Consider the following 15,280-nt stretch of genomic DNA (forward strand, 5'->3'; position numbering starts at 1 on the left):
TTTTTACTTTTTCAGGAAGCCATTGCTCCGCTTCCGTCCTCAAACTGAGAATTGTAAAGTTCTGCGTAGAATCCGCCTTTCGCAAGGAGTTCCTCGTGTTTTCCCTGTTCAACAATATCTCCGTCCTTCAGAACGAGAATCCGGTCCGCATCACGGATCGTGGAAAGCCGGTGGGCAATGATAAAACTTGTTCTTCCTTTCATCAGATTATCCATCGCTTTCTGGATCTGAATTTCTGTCCTTGTATCAACAGAACTTGTCGCTTCGTCAAGAATAAGAATCTTCGGATCTGCCAGAATGGCTCTTGCAATCGTCAGGAGCTGCTTCTGACCCTGTGAAACATTGCTTGCCTCCTCATTCAGCTCCATGTCATAGCCGTCCGGAAGAGTCTGGATGAAGTGATGTGCATGTGCCGCCTTTGCAGCTTCCACAATTTCCTCATCAGTCGCATCCAGTTTTCCGTAACGGATATTATCGCGAATAGAACCGTTGAAAAGCCATGTGTCCTGAAGCACCATGCCGAACATCTGCCGCAGTTCTCCACGGTTGAAGTCTTTGACATTGTGCCCGTCAACAAGAATCGCACCCTCATTGACATCGTAAAAGCGCATCAGAAGTTTAATCAGCGTTGTCTTTCCGGCTCCGGTCGGACCGACTATCGCGATCTTTTGTCCTTCTTTTACTTGTGTGGAGAAATCTTTGATGATGATATTGTTCGGATTATATCCGAATTTTACATGGTCAAACTCCACATTGCCCTGAAGCCCCTCTGTCGATACCGGATCTTTTGCAAACTGATCCTCTTCTTTTTCCTCCAGAAATTCAAATACTCGCTCGGAGGCAGCCGCCATGGACTGCAGCATGTTTGCCACCTGTGCCACCTGCTGAATCGGCTGAGTAAAGTTTCTTACATACTGGATGAAAGACTGGATGTCACCGACTTCAATCGTCTGTTTAATTGCCAGATATCCTCCAAGAATAGTAACGCCGACATATCCCAGATTGCCGACAAACTGCATGATCGGCATCATCATGCCGGAAAAGAACTGAGATTTCCATGCGGTTTGATACAGCACATCATTCATCTCGTTGAATTCTTTCAGGACATCCTCTTCCTTATTAAATGCTTTCACAATACTGTGTCCGCCGTAAATCTCTTCCACCTGTCCATTAACATGGCCCAGATATTCCTGCTGGTTTTTGAAGTATTTCTGTGAATGCTTCACAATAAATGATATAAGAATCAGAGAAATCGGCAGGATCAAAAGTGCCACCACCGTCATCAGCGGACTGATACTGAGCATCATGATAAGCACTCCGATCAGTGTTGTCACGGATGTAATCATCTGCGTTGCCGTCTGGTTCAGGCTCTGACTGAATGTATCTACATCGTTTGTGACACGGGAGAGCACCTCTCCGTGTGTCTTAGTATCAAAATAATTCATCGGGAGACGATTGATCTTTTCGGAGATTTCTTTTCTCATTCGATATGTCAGTTTCTGTGTAACTCCCGTCATGATATATCCCTGAATAAAGGAGAAAAGCGCACTGATTACATACAGGCAGAGAAGGGTAACCAGAATTCTTCCGATTTTACCAAAATCTATTCCCTCTCCTCCTGTTACTTTGCTGACCAGTCCGGTGAAGATCTCCGTCGTCGCTTTTCCAAGTACTTTCGGACCGATAATATTAAATATGGTACTTCCGATGGCAAACAGCATGACGAATAGAATCGGGATCTTATACGGGCCAATGTATTTCAGCACTCTTTTCAATGTCCCTTTAAAGTCTTTTGCCTTTTCACCGGCTCCCATATGTCCATGTCCGCCCATCGGACCTCTTCTTTGATTACTCATATGCTGCCTCCCCCTTTCCGTTTCCTTTTACCGCCTGTTCCAGTTCCTCCCTGGAAAGCTGGGACGAAGCAATCTGATAGTAAGCTTCACAGTTTTTCAGAAGCTCCTCATGGGTTCCAATGCCGGCGATCTCTCCTTCATCCAGAACAATAATCTGTTCCGCGTGAAGAATGGTACTGATTCTCTGAGCCACGATAATCACGGTGCTGTCCTTCGTCTTTTCTTTTAATGCCTGACGCAGAACCGTATCTGTTTTATAGTCCAGAGCTGAAAAGCTGTCGTCAAAGATAAAGATATCCGGATGTTTGGCTACAGCTCTCGCAATAGAAAGACGCTGTTTCTGTCCTCCGGAGACATTGCCGCCTCCCTGGGAAATCGGGCTGTTATAATCGTCCGGTTTCTCTTCGATAAAATCTTTCGCCTGCGCAATCTCAGCTGCTTCTTCTATGCGTTCCATCGGCATATTCTCATCACTGTATGCAATATTGGACGCGATCGTTCCTGAAAACAACATTCCTTTCTGCGGCACATATCCTAGTTTCTCCCGGAGTTCATGCTGTGTCACATTCCGGATATCCCTGCCGTCTATCCGGATCGCGCCTTCTGTCACATCGTAGAAACGTGGAATCAGATTGACCAGGGTCGACTTACCGCTTCCTGTACTTCCAATGATTGCGGTTGTTTCACCCGGTTTTGCGGTAAAATGAATATCATGAAGTACATCTTTTCCGGCTCCCGGATAACGGAAAGATACATGATCAAATTCCACAAGCCCTTTTCCTGCTTCCGGAATATGTTCCGGTTCTTCCTTATCTTTGATTGCTGTCTCGCTTGTCAGGATTTCATCGACACGTCCTGCCGCCACCGCTGCTCTTGGAAGCATAATTGAAATCATACAGATCATCAGGAAGGCCATAATAATCTGCATCGTGTACTGGATAAATGCCATCATATCTCCAACCTGCATTTGTCCGTTGTCCACGCCGTGTGCTCCTACCCACATAATCAAAATGCTGATTCCGTTCATGATCAACATCATCGCCGGCATCATCAAGGTCATGGCACGGTTGACAAACAGGTTCGTTTTTGTCAGATCCGTATTGGCCTTGTCAAAGCGTTCTTCCTCATGTTTTTCTGTATGGAACGCGCGAATTACAGAAAGTCCTGTCAGAATTTCTCTTGTCACCAGATTGACACGGTCCACCATTTTCTGAAGGATCCGGAATTTTGGCATCACACAGAGAAATAGAAGCAGCACAACTCCAAGTATCAATACTACTCCAAGAGCGATGATCCAGGTCATGGATACATTGGTATTAATTACCTTGTAAATACCGCCGACTGCGATAATCGGCGCATAGAGCACCATGCGGAGCATCATGACAATCACCATCTGAATCTGCTGAATATCATTGGTGCTTCTTGTAATCAGAGACGCAGTGGAAAAGTGGTCAAATTCACTGCTTGAAAATCCGACAACCTTGGTAAATACATTTCTTCTGAGATCCCGTCCGACAGCTGCTGCCGTCCTGGAGGCCAGAAGTCCGACCGTCACACTTGCGAGCAGACCCAGAAATGCAAGTCCCAGCATCTTGGCTCCGGTAATCAGGATGTAATTTGTCTGCATGGCATCCATATCCACCCCAAGACTGCGGTATATGTTTTCAATATAAACCGTTGCTGTCTGTTCCAGCATCGTATCCGGCATATCGGACACCTGCTGTTCCATCTCCCGGACCATGGATTCCCTCTGTTCCTGTGGAAGCACCCGGAGAATGTCAAACATGGATACGTCCCCCTGAACTGATCCTGCCGGCATCTGCGAAAGCATCTGCTCTTTCATCGCATCCAGTTCTTCACTGTCTGAAGAAAGCCCTTCTGCCAGAAACATCGGCTTCCCAAGAATATCGAAGAGTTCGTTCATCTGCTCTTCGTCATTGCGGACCGCGTCTTTCAGAACAACAAATTCCTCTCCTGTATCCAGATCTTCCTTTGTTCCTTCCCTGTACGCATCCTGCACCGTCCCGGCATCTTCCTGCGGGACAAGCAGAAGCAGATTTTCAAGGTCGGTCTTTCCGATCTGTTCCGGAACCGTCGTATCGATTCCGCCCTGCTGAATTCCTACATTGACAATATCTGATGTATATGTCGGCAGTGACAGATCGCAGAATGCCTGGACAAACAACACTACAATAATCGCCAGAATTACCATAGCATGCTGTTTCAGATATTTGAATAATTTTCCCATAATCGTTTCCTTCTTTCTGCCTTATTTTTCATCATCCAAATCAGCCATGCATTTCTTTTTGAAATCGATGCTGCAGCTTTCAATCTCTTCTTTTGTCATCAGATTTTCTCTGATCTGAAGCAGGATTCTTCGAAAAAGCAGTTTCTCTTCCGGCAGAACATCCTGAAACATTGCCTCATCCATTTCTTTCATCATGTCTTTGATTTTATTAATATAATGTTTGCCTTCCTCACTCAATGTGATCCACGAAACCCTCTGGTCCTGATCATCCTGGCTGCGTATAATCAATCCTCTTGCCTCCAGCTTTTTCAGAAGCGCCGTGATGGACGGAGGCTTCACTCCAAGCTTTTTAGCAATATCCTTCTGGGGCAGTTTCCCTTCCTTGGAAAGGATAAACAGACATCCTGCCTGCCCCGGCTTCAGATCTACATCTTTCATACACTGCATGATCCTGTAGGTCTGTGCATGCAGGATCTGATTGAGCAGAAGAGGAACCGGTATTTCCCTTACCGATCTTTCTTCCATTGTTTTTCCTCCTTTAATTAGTTAGATGTCTAACCGATAGTTTAGTATTTTGCCTAATGTATGTCAATATATATCTTGTTATTTCACTTTTTAGTCATAAATTTTCACAAAAATTTAATTAAACAACTAATTAATCCGGATGTATGGAAACATCCGGATTTTTCTATACTGTCCTGTCTTCTTTTTCGTGTTTGTGATAAACTACTGTTGTATATAAAATGAAAAGACGCCTCCTTTAAGAAGCGTCTGCTGACTCTATGTATGACTATGCTGTTTCGTCTTATCAATCCAGGTGATCTTCACCTTACACCTGTCATGAATCCGGCACTGGTCCAGTGAAAGATGAATGTCCTTTTTCTTCAGTACTTTTGAAATTCCTTCAAAAATCTGAAGAATCTGATTTTCATATTTCATTACGTTTTTGAACCGCTTATAGTATTTTCCTCCCCGGATCGCCTCCCCCGGAAGCCACGTTTTCCGGATATTGCGCGCCTGAATTTTCTTTTCATCCAGAAAGATAAACTCATTGATATTTCCCGGTCCGTCATTCAGATGGTTATCGAGACTTGCCGGAATCTTCTCCCAGATCTTTTCCGTCTCTTTTAATATATCGAAAATCTCTTTTGTCTCTTCCCGGTTTAATTTGAAAATTTTCATCGTCTTTATTTCATCAAAAAGCCGGTAAGCTGCAAATTTCAAGTTGCCATTCCCCCGTAATTCCAGAGAAAAGCCGCCGTCATCGCCCTCCATGCCAAAATTCGGGCTGACATGATAGCGGAATACGACAATGTCTTTATTCAAATCCTTAAACTCCATAGTGTCCCCTTAATACCGATTCTCTGCCTGTCCAGCATCAAAAATTATAACATACTTCCTCAGGGTCTTCCATGTTTTTTCCGGTATTTTCTGTGAACATCCAAAGAACTTTTCGCAGGATCTGACAAGACAGGAGAATTTTTTCACTGTCTCGTTTTTTCTTCTCTCTCTTCGACAAAATGTACTTCTGACTGTTCCCAGTACTTCCTAAACATCCGCTCCGTCTGTCCATCCAGGTTCATCTGATACAGCCGGAAAGTCACAAGGAAATTCTTCGGCTGCCAGAGTTCCTCATAAGAATACTGATAACTCATACCGAGTTTTTCCATCACCGCTCCACTTGCCGGATTCTTTACATCATGGGTCGCTGTCAAATATGGGATTCCGTCTTTTCTCGCCTGCTCAATGACTGCTCTGCCGGCCTCAGTGACAATTCCCTGATTCCAGTATTCCTTTCTCAGACCGTATCCAAGGTCATGGCTTTCCTCCATGGATACACCAATGTATCCGACCGGACGGTTCTCCCCTTTCAGACAGATGGCATACTGGTATCCGCTTTCCTTTTTATAACTGTCCAGATAATGTTCCTTCAGAAATGTTTCCGCCGCCTCTAAAGATGCTGCCGGAAACCACGGAAGAAAGCGATTGACCTCCTCGTCTTTCAGTATCTCATACAACGCTTCCCTGTCTTCCTCGGTAAACTTCCTCAAAATAAGCCGTTCTGTGACCAGTTCCGGTGTGTTTTCTCTCTTCATCTTTTCCCCCTCTTTCTGATTCTTATCCATTGGAATTAAGCCCGAAGGATTTTCTCCATCTGTTTTCCCTTTGCAAGTTCATCAACCAGTTTGTCCAGATAGCGGATCTCCTGCATTAACGGCTCCTCGATCTCCTCTACGCGTACTCCGCAGACCACACCTTTGATCTTCTTCCGGTTTTCATTTAACTCCGGTGCATTCTGGAAAAACTCGCCGTATCCGATCTCAGATACCGACATCTGATTCAGTTCTTCCTGCTTATATCCGGTAAGCCACCGGATAATCTCATCCACTTCTTCCTTTGTCCGATCCTTTCTCACTGCTTTGTTGACCAAAAGCTCATAAATCTTCGCAAACTTCATCTGATATACTTTTTCATTCTCCAATTTCCTGCACTCCTTCCCCTGTTCTGAAACGATTGTTTTTTACATCATATCATAGATGGCAGGTTCTTTCATCCTGAGAAAGTATTGCGACTTTATATGAATTATTAGATTTGCTGGAATAAATAACTGATTCAATCTGTCAGGTAACGCAAATTCGGGCACACAGAAAATAATCTGCTAGCCCGAATTTTATCGTTTCTTCATTTCCTATTTCTCTAAACAATGACAGGCTGCCTTATGCCCCGGTTCTACTTCCCGGAATTCGGGTGCCTGCTTTTTGCAGATTTCCTTTGCGTACGGACACCGGCTATAAAAAGCGCAGCCCTGAAAGTCTTCCGTTCTTACCGGCTGTTCTCCTGTCAGTGCCTGAAATTCACCGCCTTGAATATATGGATCCGGAATCGCCGCAAATAATGTTTTCGTATATGGATGCAGCGGATTGACAAATAGTGTCTCCGTATCTGTCTCTTCTACCAGAGTTCCCAGATACATAACGCCGATCCGGTCAGAGATAAACCGAATTACACCGATATCATGAGAAATAAAGAGCAAACTCAGTCCCAGTTCTTTTTTAAGGTTCATCAGCATATTCAGAATCTGTGCCTGAATAGAAACATCCAGTGCCGAAACCGGTTCGTCGCAGACAATCAGTTTCGGATGAATGATCAATGCTCCTGCAATTCCAAGGCGCTGTACCTGCCCTCCGGAAAGTTCATGCGGGAAACGGAAATAGTGTTCCTCCGAAAGTCCTACTTTTTCCAGTACTTCCAGTACCCGCTCCCTTCTCTTTGCTTTGTCCTGTTCTCCGTGAATCTGCAGAATTTCCTCCAGAATTTCTCCAATTCGCAGTCTTGGATTCAGAGCTGAAAGAGAATTCTGAAATACCATCTGGAGTTCTTTTCTGAGCGGACGGAATTCCCGCTCACTCATCTTACTGATATCTTTTCCCTCATAGAGAATGGATCCGCTGTCCGCTTTGGTCAGCCCAACAATCATTCTTCCTGTGGTAGATTTTCCGCATCCGGACTCTCCTACCAGTCCGTAGGTCTCCCCTTTTTCGATGGTCAATGACAGATTATCTACTGCGCACATACGCTCTTTTTTCCCGAACCATCCGCCATTTCGCAGCGGAAAGGTCTTTTTCAGATTTTTGATCTCCAGCAAATGTTCGCTCATGATGCTGTCACCTCCCTCTCTTTTGCTCCGTCTGCATACTTCCAGCATTTTACCTTATGTCCCGGAGAAATCTCCACGAGCGGGGGCGGGCAGTTCCTGCAGGTATCGTCAGCCAGACGGCATCTCGTACAGAAATGGCATCCTTCCGGTATGTTGGAAAGGGACGGCACAGATCCCTGAATCACTGGAAGCTCTTTGCCGCGTTCCACTCTCAGGTGCGGAATACATGCAAGAAGTCCCTGTGTGTACGGATGGCATGGATTCTCAAAAAGCTCCTGTGTCTGTGCTTCTTCTACGACCTCTCCCAGATACATGACTTTTACACTGTGGCAGATTCTGGACACAACTCCCATATCATGTGTGATAAACAGCACTGACATTCCAAGACGCTCATTCAGATCCCGGATCAAATGCAGGATCTGTTCCTGAATCGTTACATCCAGCGCTGTTGTCGGCTCATCCGCTATCAGAAGTTTCGGCTCACACGCAAGGGCCATGGCAATCATAACTCTTTGCTGCATTCCTCCGGAAAGCTCGAATGGATATTTTTTCATGCACGCTTCCGGATCCGGAATTCCGGTCATTTTCAACATCTGAATGCTCCGTTTTCCAGCCTCTTCTTTAGAGAGCTGTTTATGCAGAATCAATACTTCTGAAATCTGGTTCCCCACTGTATGAACCGGACTCAATGAATTCAGCGGATCCTGAAAAATAACGGAGATCTGGTTCCCCCGGATATCGCGCATCCGGAAAAGCGGCTTTTGCAGAAGATTCTCCCCCTCAAACAGAATTTCTCCCTCATAACGTACTGCTGTATCATGGTCTCTCAAACGCAGAATCGACTGCGACATCACACTCTTTCCTGATCCGGATTCCCCTACAATTCCTGTAATCTCTCCCGGATGGATTTCCAGACTGACACCATCCACAGCCGGAAGCCACTTTTTGTGTACCGGAAAGGATACTTTCAACTCTTTTATCTCCAAAAGAGTTTCATTCTTCTTTTCTTCCATCATGCCTTTTTCTTTCCTCCTTTCGCCTTCGGATCCAGATAATCACGAAGGCCGTCACCGAGAAGATTCAGGCTGAGCACGCATAGAATGACAGCCGCTCCCGGACAAATCATTGTCCATGGTGCTCTGGAAAATACCATCTTGCTGGATTCCAGCATATTTCCCCAGCTTGCTGCCGGCGCAGGGATTCCTGCTCCCAGAAAACTTAAGGACGCCTCCGAGATAATTGCCTGAGCAAAGATAAAAGATGCCTGCACGGTCAACGGAGAAATTACTCCCGGCAGAATCATTCTCCAGAGAATCCGGAAATTACTGAATCCTTGTACCTTTGCCGCTTCCACATAAGCCTGCTCTTTAATGACAAGCGCGCTTGCCCGCACCGTTCTTGCTACGCTTGGCGTATAGACAATGGTAAGTGCCAGAATTACATTCCAGCTCGATGTTCCAAGGGCTGCAATCAACGCAATGGCCAGCAGAATACCTGGAATGGCAATCAGCCCGTCGCAGATCCTCATCAGGATCTGATCCAGCACTTTGAAGTAGCTGGCATAAATGCCAATAATCGTTCCCAGTACACAGGAAAATATTGCAACACATCCCCCTACCCAAAGAGAAACTCTCGCCCCGTACATCACACGAACAAAAAGATCCCGTCCGAATTCATCTGTCCCAAACAAATATCCATCTCCGGGTGGCTGCAGTCTCTTCGTCACTTCCATGGCGTTAGGGTCCGTTGAGTTAAAGATCGGGACAAACACTGCCAGCAGCACAATCAATACAAATCCAACAAACCCGATAATCAGTGCCGGGTTTGCGAGAAGTTTTTCTTTTTTTAATGTTCTCTGCTCCCGGAAAATCGCTTCACTGGCAGCAGAGATACTTTTCCGTCGTATCAGCATTCCCTTCTCCTCCTACTTTCGTCCCGGCCGAAGCCTTGGGTCTGTAAAACCATACAGAATATCTACAATCAAGTTCACAATCACGTACAAAAGCGTCACAAAGAGTACCACTCCCTGAATGACAAATACGTCTCTCCGGTTGATAGAAGTCAGTGTCAGCATTCCAAGTCCCGGAATATTGAACAATGTCTCTGTCACAATCGTACCGGTAATCAAACTTCCAAATGACTGTCCCACGGCCGTAAGAATAACCGGTGCCCCATTTTTGAGCGCATATTTCATCACAACTTTCTTTTCTTTTAGCCCTTTCGCCCGTGCAGTCTGAATATAATTTTTATAAAGAGTCTCCAGAAGTGAAGATCTTGTCATTCTTGTCAGATACGCTGCCTGCACAATACCAAGGGAAAGCGCAGGTAAAAACAGATAACGCAGGTGCTCTCCGAGACCTTCTGAAAGTGCTGCGTATCCTGCCACCGGGAACCAGTGAAGGTAAACGCCGAAAAACAGCATGAGAAACATGCTGAGCAGAAATCCAGGAAGCGCCGATCCTAAAAGAGATGCAGTTACACAGGTAAGATCCAGTGCAGTTCCTCTTTTGTATGCTGCCAGAATTCCGAGCGGAATCGACAAAATCAGAGCAATGATCTGCGCAAACACTGCAAGGCTCAATGTCGGTACAAAATATTCTGCAATCGCGCTTGTTACTGTCTGGTGAAGGAAATAAGATTCTCCCCAATCCCCTCTCAGAACATTGGTAAACCAGTCCACATACTGAACAAGAAACGGTCTGTCAAATCCGAGTTCCGCGTTCAATGCGTCAATTTGATCCGGTGTCGCTTCCATTCCAAGAAGCGCCGTAGCCGGGCCTCCCGGAATCATATAGACAACAAGAAAAATCACGCAGGATACCACAAAAAGTACCGGGATCAGCGATAAAATCCGTTTTAAAATATACTTTAGCATGATTTGTTACTCCTTCCATAAAAGAACAGCGGAGTGCACATCCGCATTCCGCTGTTATCATTGTATGGCATTTATTCTGATGCAGTCACATTCCAATAGATCGGGAAACGGAGATAATCGTATCCTGTTACACCTTTATCCATTGCTATCACACCTGTATAATGGCCAAGAACGGTTGCTGCGCCGTACTCATACAAAAATGTCTGTAAATCTGCCCAGGCTTCTGCTGCTTCCTCATCAGAAGATGCGGCACGAATTGCAGTAATTCCTTCTGTCACTTCCGGTGCATTCAGACCAGCCCAGCCACTGTCAAGTACAGATAGCTGAATTGGCAGCATGTTGTAGGAATTACTTGTAATAAACATATCAAACTGCTGCGGATCAGAACGATGTTCCATAAATGTACTGAAATCATACGTTTCTACTTCTGCATTAATTCCCGCCTGTTTCAGCTCTTCCTGCACAACTAAAGTTGCATTGTACATTTCCGGATAGTCCTGGGTTGTTACCAGTACTACTTTTTCGTTATTATAACCTGCTTCTGCAAGAAGTTCTTTTGCTTTTTCTGTATCCTGCTGATTATAATATTCACTTCCCTCATCAGTTCCCCACTGTGTATCTGTCGGATCACTCCAGCTTGCATTCAGCTCGTACAGATCCGGATTTCCATATGCCGCAAGCATGATGTCATCACAGTTCAGAGCCGCAAGAACTGCCTGTCTGAATGTCTGATTTGCCATCACACCCTCTGTCGTATCCAGGAAAAGATTCAAAGTACCTCCACGGTCCACCTTCAATGTCAATCCATTATCAGAAGACAGATCTTCATAATTATCAATCGGAATTTCTTCTGAAATATCATACTCTCCACTCTGCACTCCCGCAATTCGTGTGGAAGCATCTGTTACCACATCGTAATAGATTGTCGGGGTAGCAGCCTGCTTTTCTCCAGCAAGTCCACTTGCTTCTCCTTCGGAAGGCTGATAATCTTCATATGCTTCGAGTTTTACATACTGATCCTGCTTCCACTCGGAAACCTTATAAGGACCTGTTCCGATGTACTCACTGATTCCCTCTGCTGTCGCAGATTCAACAACCTCTGCCGGATAAATTGCAGCCGCCTGAATCGGGCTTGCCAGAATCATAATAATATCAGAAGAAGCCTGATTAACTTTCAGATTTACCGTATAGTCATCTACTTTTTCAAATACAGATCCTCCGATCAGTGTATTTGCTTTTGCGGATACTTCGATCCAGCGATTCATGGAAGCAACAACATCATCTGCTGTCATCTCCTCGCCATTGTGGAATTTCACGCCCTGACGAAGCTTGATCGTATACACCATTCCGTCATCGCTTACTTCATAAGACTCTGCAAGTACTGGTGTCGGCTCATAGTCTGCATTCATCGCAAACAATGGCTCGTACACATGTACTCCGATTCCCCCTACAATGTTAGAATTGATAGACTGAGGATCCAGAGAAGGCGGATTCGCCGAAATTGCAACATGCAGCTCCTCTTTGTTCTTGGATGCGCTGTCTCCTGATCCGCCTGATCCGCTGTCTGAGTTTCCGCCTCCGCATCCCGCCAATACCAGTGCAGTACTCATCAACAGGGCTGCTGCACCAAATAATGGTTTTCTTTTCATAATTTTACCTCCTAAAGCATATATCGAATATATAACATAACTATATTCAGCAGGGGTAAAAAAAGCAAATTGATAATCATAATGGGCATCATGTTGATTTTCTATTTGACAAGATCACAGCCTTTTCGTCATATGTACCGCTTCAGCTGTTTGGTAATGATTTTCCCTATTCATGGAATACAATATACTTGACATGACAGTCCAAAATGTGATATAAGTAAAAACAGTTAAAAGAACTAAAGAAGGGGATTGGTCAAATGGTATGACAGGAGTCTCCAAAACTCTTAGCGGGAGTTCGATTCTCTCATCCCCTGCTGAAACCGCCGAATTTCGGCGGTTTTTTCATGTCCGGGTTTGAAATAGAACACAAGGTAGAACACAAATAGAAAAGAGCATTTTCATGCTATGATATTAGATAGCCGAAAATGCTCTTCTTTCTTTGCATTGATCTTTCTTTTCCGATTCCGGTCAGTGCCGATATATCCGTTTTCTACAAAATGTCGATATATTCTCCTGCCAAAGCCTTGTTCATACTCCGGACCGCACAGAATTTTCCGCACATACTGCATGTGTCACTGTGATCATCTTCCGGTTTTCTGCTGTCCCGGATTGCTTTCGCTGTTTCCGGATCCAACGCACACGCGAACTGTTCTTCCCAGTCCAGTTTTCTTCTGGCCTCTGCCATCCTGTCATCGATCTCTCTTGCTCCCGGAATTCCTTTGGCGATATCTGCTGCGTGTGCCGCGATTTTCGATGCAATAATTCCCTGTTTTACATCATCTACATTTGGCAGTGCCAGATGTTCTGCAGGCGTTACATAACAAAGGAAAGCTGCCCCATTCATTGCTGCTACAGCGCCTCCGATGGCTGCTGTGATGTGATCATAGCCTGGCGCAATATCCGTCACAATCGGGCCGAGTACATAAAACGGTGCTCCCATACAGATACTGTTTTGGACTTTCATGTTTGCCTCTACCTGATCCAGCGGTACATGCCCCGGACCTTCTACCATAACCTGGACATTATGCGCCCATGCGCGTTTTGTCAGCTCTCCAAGACGGACAAGTTCCTCTATCTGACACACATCTGTTGCATCTGCCAGACACCCTGGGCGGCAGGCATCTCCAAGGGAAATGGTTACATCATATTCCTCGCAAATATCGAGAATTTCGTCAAAGTATTCGTAAAATGGATTTTCTTCCCCAGTCATGCTCATCCATGCAAATACCAGACTTCCGCCGCGGCTTACAATGTTTGTCTTTCTTTTATGCTTTTTGATCTGTTCAATCGTCTTTCTTGTAATTCCACAGTGCAGTGTCACAAAATCTACGCCGTCTTCCGCATGCATCCGAATGACATCAATAAAATCTTTTGCTGAAAGTGTTGCCAGGTCTCTCTGGTAATGAATCACACTGTCGTAAACAGGAACAGTCCCGATCATCACCGGGCATTCTTTCGTCAGTTTCTGACGGAATGGCTGTGTATTTCCATGACTGGAAAGATCCATGATTGCCTCAGCTCCCATATTAACGGCACTCAGCACTTTCTGCATCTCAATATCATAATCTTTGCAGTCTCTCGAGACTCCGAGATTTACATTAATTTTTGTTCGAAGCATACTGCCAATTCCTTCCGGATCAAGACAGGAGTGACGTTTATTAGCGCAGATTGCAACCTTTCCTTCTGCTACCAGTTTCATCAGCTTTTCGACCGGCATTTTTTCTTTTTCCGCTACTGTCTTGATCTGAGAAGTGACAATGCCCTTCCGGGCTGCATCCATTTGAGTTGTGTAGGTTTCCATATTCTTTACCTCCTTTTTCTTCCTTTGTCAGACGCCGGCTTTTATAGATAGACAGGCAGAATAATTACTTCCTGCTCTCATCTGGATGCCGACGCCTTCACCGTTTCTTTGTCTGGTGATCATCAAGTTTGTTTTCCTCCTTTAACCACAACCTGATTTTTCTATAGCGGCAGAAAGTGGTGTCCCCGGCCTGCCGCTTTCTCAGAAGCGTTTCACTTCCGATAAACTAATTCGCCATACGAAGCTGATTAAGCGCTCCACCTTTTTCCAGTACTGTAATCAAAATAAATGCCAGAATACTTCCTGCTACCGTTGAAATCAGAAATGGAACGACATAGACAAACAGGCCCACCGGCTCCATACCCATCAGAAGTTTTGCAACCGGATATGCACACAAGCCTCCCAAAACTCCTGTTCCAATAGCTTCTGCCGCACAGGTCGGAGCAAGTTTTCTACATCCCATATAGACAAGTCCGCAGCACAATGCTCCCACCATGCTTCCCGGAAATGCCAGAAGGCTGCCGAGGCTCATTATGTTCCGAAGCAGACTTGCACAGAAAGCAATACCGACTCCCCATCCCGGTCCAAGGGTTACAGCCGCCAGAATATTAACCATATGCTGTACCGGTGCACATTTACTTCCTGCCACCGGAAAGCTGATCATACTTCCAACGACCGCCAGTGCGGTCAGCACTCCTGCCAGTACCAGTTTTTTTGTTGCTGTATTTTGTTTCATCAACACACAGCTCCTTTCCATAAGTTCTCAGATATTTTCCTGTAACACCTTCCGGGAAAAGAAAAAGAGATGCCGCAGGGCATCTCCAGATTTAGTATCCTAAATAATTTCATCATCATCCCTACGTTGGCATTATCCAAATCAGGTCTCAGGTCGAGGCGATCCAGCCTCCTCTCAGCCGACTCCGGTCAGCTCCCTGTGTCACACTATTCAAATATCTGATCATAGACAATTATAGTCCTCTTATTTCTCACTTTCAAGTAGTAAATTGAAATTTATATCTGATCAAAACTCCAGATTCAAGTATCAAAAAAAGACAGCCTTAGCTGTCTCCTTCATTCATGTACCTTCAAAACCACATATAAGTCCACGTTTCTGTCATCCTGCTTTTTCCTATCCACCATTCCTTGGTTATGCCCTCGACCTATTAGTAACAGTCAGCTCCATGCATTACTGC

Annotated in this window: 13 protein-coding genes, 1 tRNA gene and 1 riboswitch; of the genes, 1 reads left to right on the forward strand and 13 read right to left on the reverse strand. The window is 45.2% G+C overall.

All coding sequences use genetic code 11. The features are described from left to right. Positions 1-11: 11 nt before the first annotated feature. The 11 genes from B5G11_RS13255 to B5G11_RS13305 form a co-directional block, all read right to left on the reverse strand. Positions 12-1,856, reverse strand: a complete 1,845-nt coding sequence (locus B5G11_RS13255; protein WP_087254577.1) for an ABC transporter ATP-binding protein — start codon at positions 1,854-1,856, stop codon at positions 12-14. Beyond that, complete coding sequence (locus B5G11_RS13260; protein ID WP_087254580.1) at positions 1,849-4,104, reverse strand: ABC transporter ATP-binding protein; 2,256 nt, start codon at positions 4,102-4,104, stop codon at positions 1,849-1,851. Before B5G11_RS13260 ends, B5G11_RS13255 begins: the two co-directional genes overlap by 8 nt. A 21-nt stretch (positions 4,105-4,125) precedes the next feature. Beyond that, entirely contained in the window at positions 4,126-4,629 is a 504-nt protein-coding gene (locus B5G11_RS13265; protein ID WP_087254582.1) for a MarR family transcriptional regulator, read from the reverse strand. 255 nt (positions 4,630-4,884) lie between these two features. Continuing rightward, on the reverse strand, positions 4,885-5,445 hold the full coding sequence (locus B5G11_RS13270) for a hypothetical protein (RefSeq protein WP_087254585.1): 561 nt from the start codon (positions 5,443-5,445) through the stop codon (positions 4,885-4,887). Between the two features lie 143 nt (positions 5,446-5,588). Next, positions 5,589-6,230: a GNAT family N-acetyltransferase gene (locus B5G11_RS13275; RefSeq protein WP_242959065.1), complete on the reverse strand. Its 642-nt coding sequence runs from the start codon at positions 6,228-6,230 to the stop codon at positions 5,589-5,591. Between the two features lie 5 nt (positions 6,231-6,235). Beyond that, positions 6,236-6,586, reverse strand: a complete 351-nt coding sequence (locus B5G11_RS13280) for a DUF2200 domain-containing protein (protein ID WP_087254587.1) — start codon at positions 6,584-6,586, stop codon at positions 6,236-6,238. Between the two features lie 207 nt (positions 6,587-6,793). Then, a complete protein-coding gene (locus B5G11_RS13285; protein ID WP_087254591.1) occupies positions 6,794-7,762 on the reverse strand; it encodes an ABC transporter ATP-binding protein in 969 nt (322 codons plus the stop codon). Continuing rightward, positions 7,759-8,778 carry an ABC transporter ATP-binding protein gene (locus B5G11_RS13290; RefSeq protein WP_343215515.1) on the reverse strand — a complete coding sequence of 340 codons (1,020 nt, stop codon included), beginning with the start codon at positions 8,776-8,778 and terminating at the stop codon, positions 7,759-7,761. The genes B5G11_RS13285 and B5G11_RS13290 overlap by 4 nt, the downstream gene beginning before the upstream one ends. After that, complete coding sequence (locus B5G11_RS13295; protein WP_087254594.1) at positions 8,775-9,674, reverse strand: ABC transporter permease; 900 nt, start codon at positions 9,672-9,674, stop codon at positions 8,775-8,777. The genes B5G11_RS13290 and B5G11_RS13295 overlap by 4 nt, the downstream gene beginning before the upstream one ends. A gap of 12 nt (positions 9,675-9,686) precedes the next feature. After that, positions 9,687-10,637, reverse strand: coding sequence for an ABC transporter permease (locus B5G11_RS13300; protein ID WP_087254597.1), 951 nt, complete (start codon positions 10,635-10,637; stop codon positions 9,687-9,689). A 71-nt stretch (positions 10,638-10,708) separates the two neighbouring features. Then, complete coding sequence (locus tag B5G11_RS13305; RefSeq protein WP_087254601.1) at positions 10,709-12,286, reverse strand: ABC transporter substrate-binding protein; 1,578 nt, start codon at positions 12,284-12,286, stop codon at positions 10,709-10,711. Positions 12,287-12,529: 243 nt separating this feature from the next. Between B5G11_RS13305 and B5G11_RS13310 the strand changes: the two genes are divergently transcribed. Next, positions 12,530-12,600, forward strand: a tRNA-Trp gene (locus B5G11_RS13310). A gap of 176 nt (positions 12,601-12,776) precedes the next feature. Here the strand turns inward: B5G11_RS13310 and thiC are convergent. Beyond that, on the reverse strand, positions 12,777-14,087 hold the full coding sequence (gene thiC / locus B5G11_RS13315) for a phosphomethylpyrimidine synthase ThiC (RefSeq protein WP_087167507.1): 1,311 nt from the start codon (positions 14,085-14,087) through the stop codon (positions 12,777-12,779). 226 nt (positions 14,088-14,313) lie between these two features. Next, positions 14,314-14,823 (reverse strand): energy coupling factor transporter S component ThiW, encoded by a 510-nt coding sequence (gene thiW, locus B5G11_RS13320; RefSeq protein WP_087167508.1) that lies wholly within the window; start codon positions 14,821-14,823, stop codon positions 14,314-14,316. Between the two features lie 101 nt (positions 14,824-14,924). Next, a riboswitch (TPP riboswitch) is annotated at positions 14,925-15,032 on the reverse strand. Positions 15,033-15,280: the final 248 nt, after the last annotated feature.

The organism is Drancourtella sp. An57, assembly GCF_002161525.1.
Taxonomy (GTDB): Bacteria; Bacillota; Clostridia; order Lachnospirales; family Lachnospiraceae; genus Sellimonas; species Sellimonas catena.

Bases quoted from the DNA above. Each gene is read 5' to 3' on its own strand.
- B5G11_RS13255 (WP_087254577.1), bottom strand. From the start codon at position 1,856: ATGAGTAATCAAAGAAGAGGTCCGATGGGCGGACATGGACATATGGGA.
- B5G11_RS13260 (WP_087254580.1), bottom strand. From the start codon at position 4,104: ATGGGAAAATTATTCAAATATCTGAAACAGCATGCTATGGTAATTCTG.
- B5G11_RS13265 (WP_087254582.1), bottom strand. From the start codon at position 4,629: ATGGAAGAAAGATCGGTAAGGGAAATACCGGTTCCTCTTCTGCTCAAT.
- B5G11_RS13270 (WP_087254585.1), bottom strand. From the start codon at position 5,445: ATGGAGTTTAAGGATTTGAATAAAGACATTGTCGTATTCCGCTATCAT.
- B5G11_RS13275 (WP_242959065.1), bottom strand. From the start codon at position 6,230: ATGGATAAGAATCAGAAAGAGGGGGAAAAGATGAAGAGAGAAAACACA.
- B5G11_RS13285 (WP_087254591.1), bottom strand. From the start codon at position 7,762: ATGAGCGAACATTTGCTGGAGATCAAAAATCTGAAAAAGACCTTTCCG.
- B5G11_RS13290 (WP_343215515.1), bottom strand. From the start codon at position 8,778: ATGATGGAAGAAAAGAAGAATGAAACTCTTTTGGAGATAAAAGAGTTG.
- B5G11_RS13295 (WP_087254594.1), bottom strand. From the start codon at position 9,674: ATGCTGATACGACGGAAAAGTATCTCTGCTGCCAGTGAAGCGATTTTC.
- B5G11_RS13300 (WP_087254597.1), bottom strand. From the start codon at position 10,637: ATGCTAAAGTATATTTTAAAACGGATTTTATCGCTGATCCCGGTACTT.
- B5G11_RS13305 (WP_087254601.1), bottom strand. From the start codon at position 12,286: ATGAAAAGAAAACCATTATTTGGTGCAGCAGCCCTGTTGATGAGTACT.
- thiC (WP_087167507.1), bottom strand. From the start codon at position 14,087: ATGGAAACCTACACAACTCAAATGGATGCAGCCCGGAAGGGCATTGTC.
- thiW (WP_087167508.1), bottom strand. From the start codon at position 14,823: ATGAAACAAAATACAGCAACAAAAAAACTGGTACTGGCAGGAGTGCTG.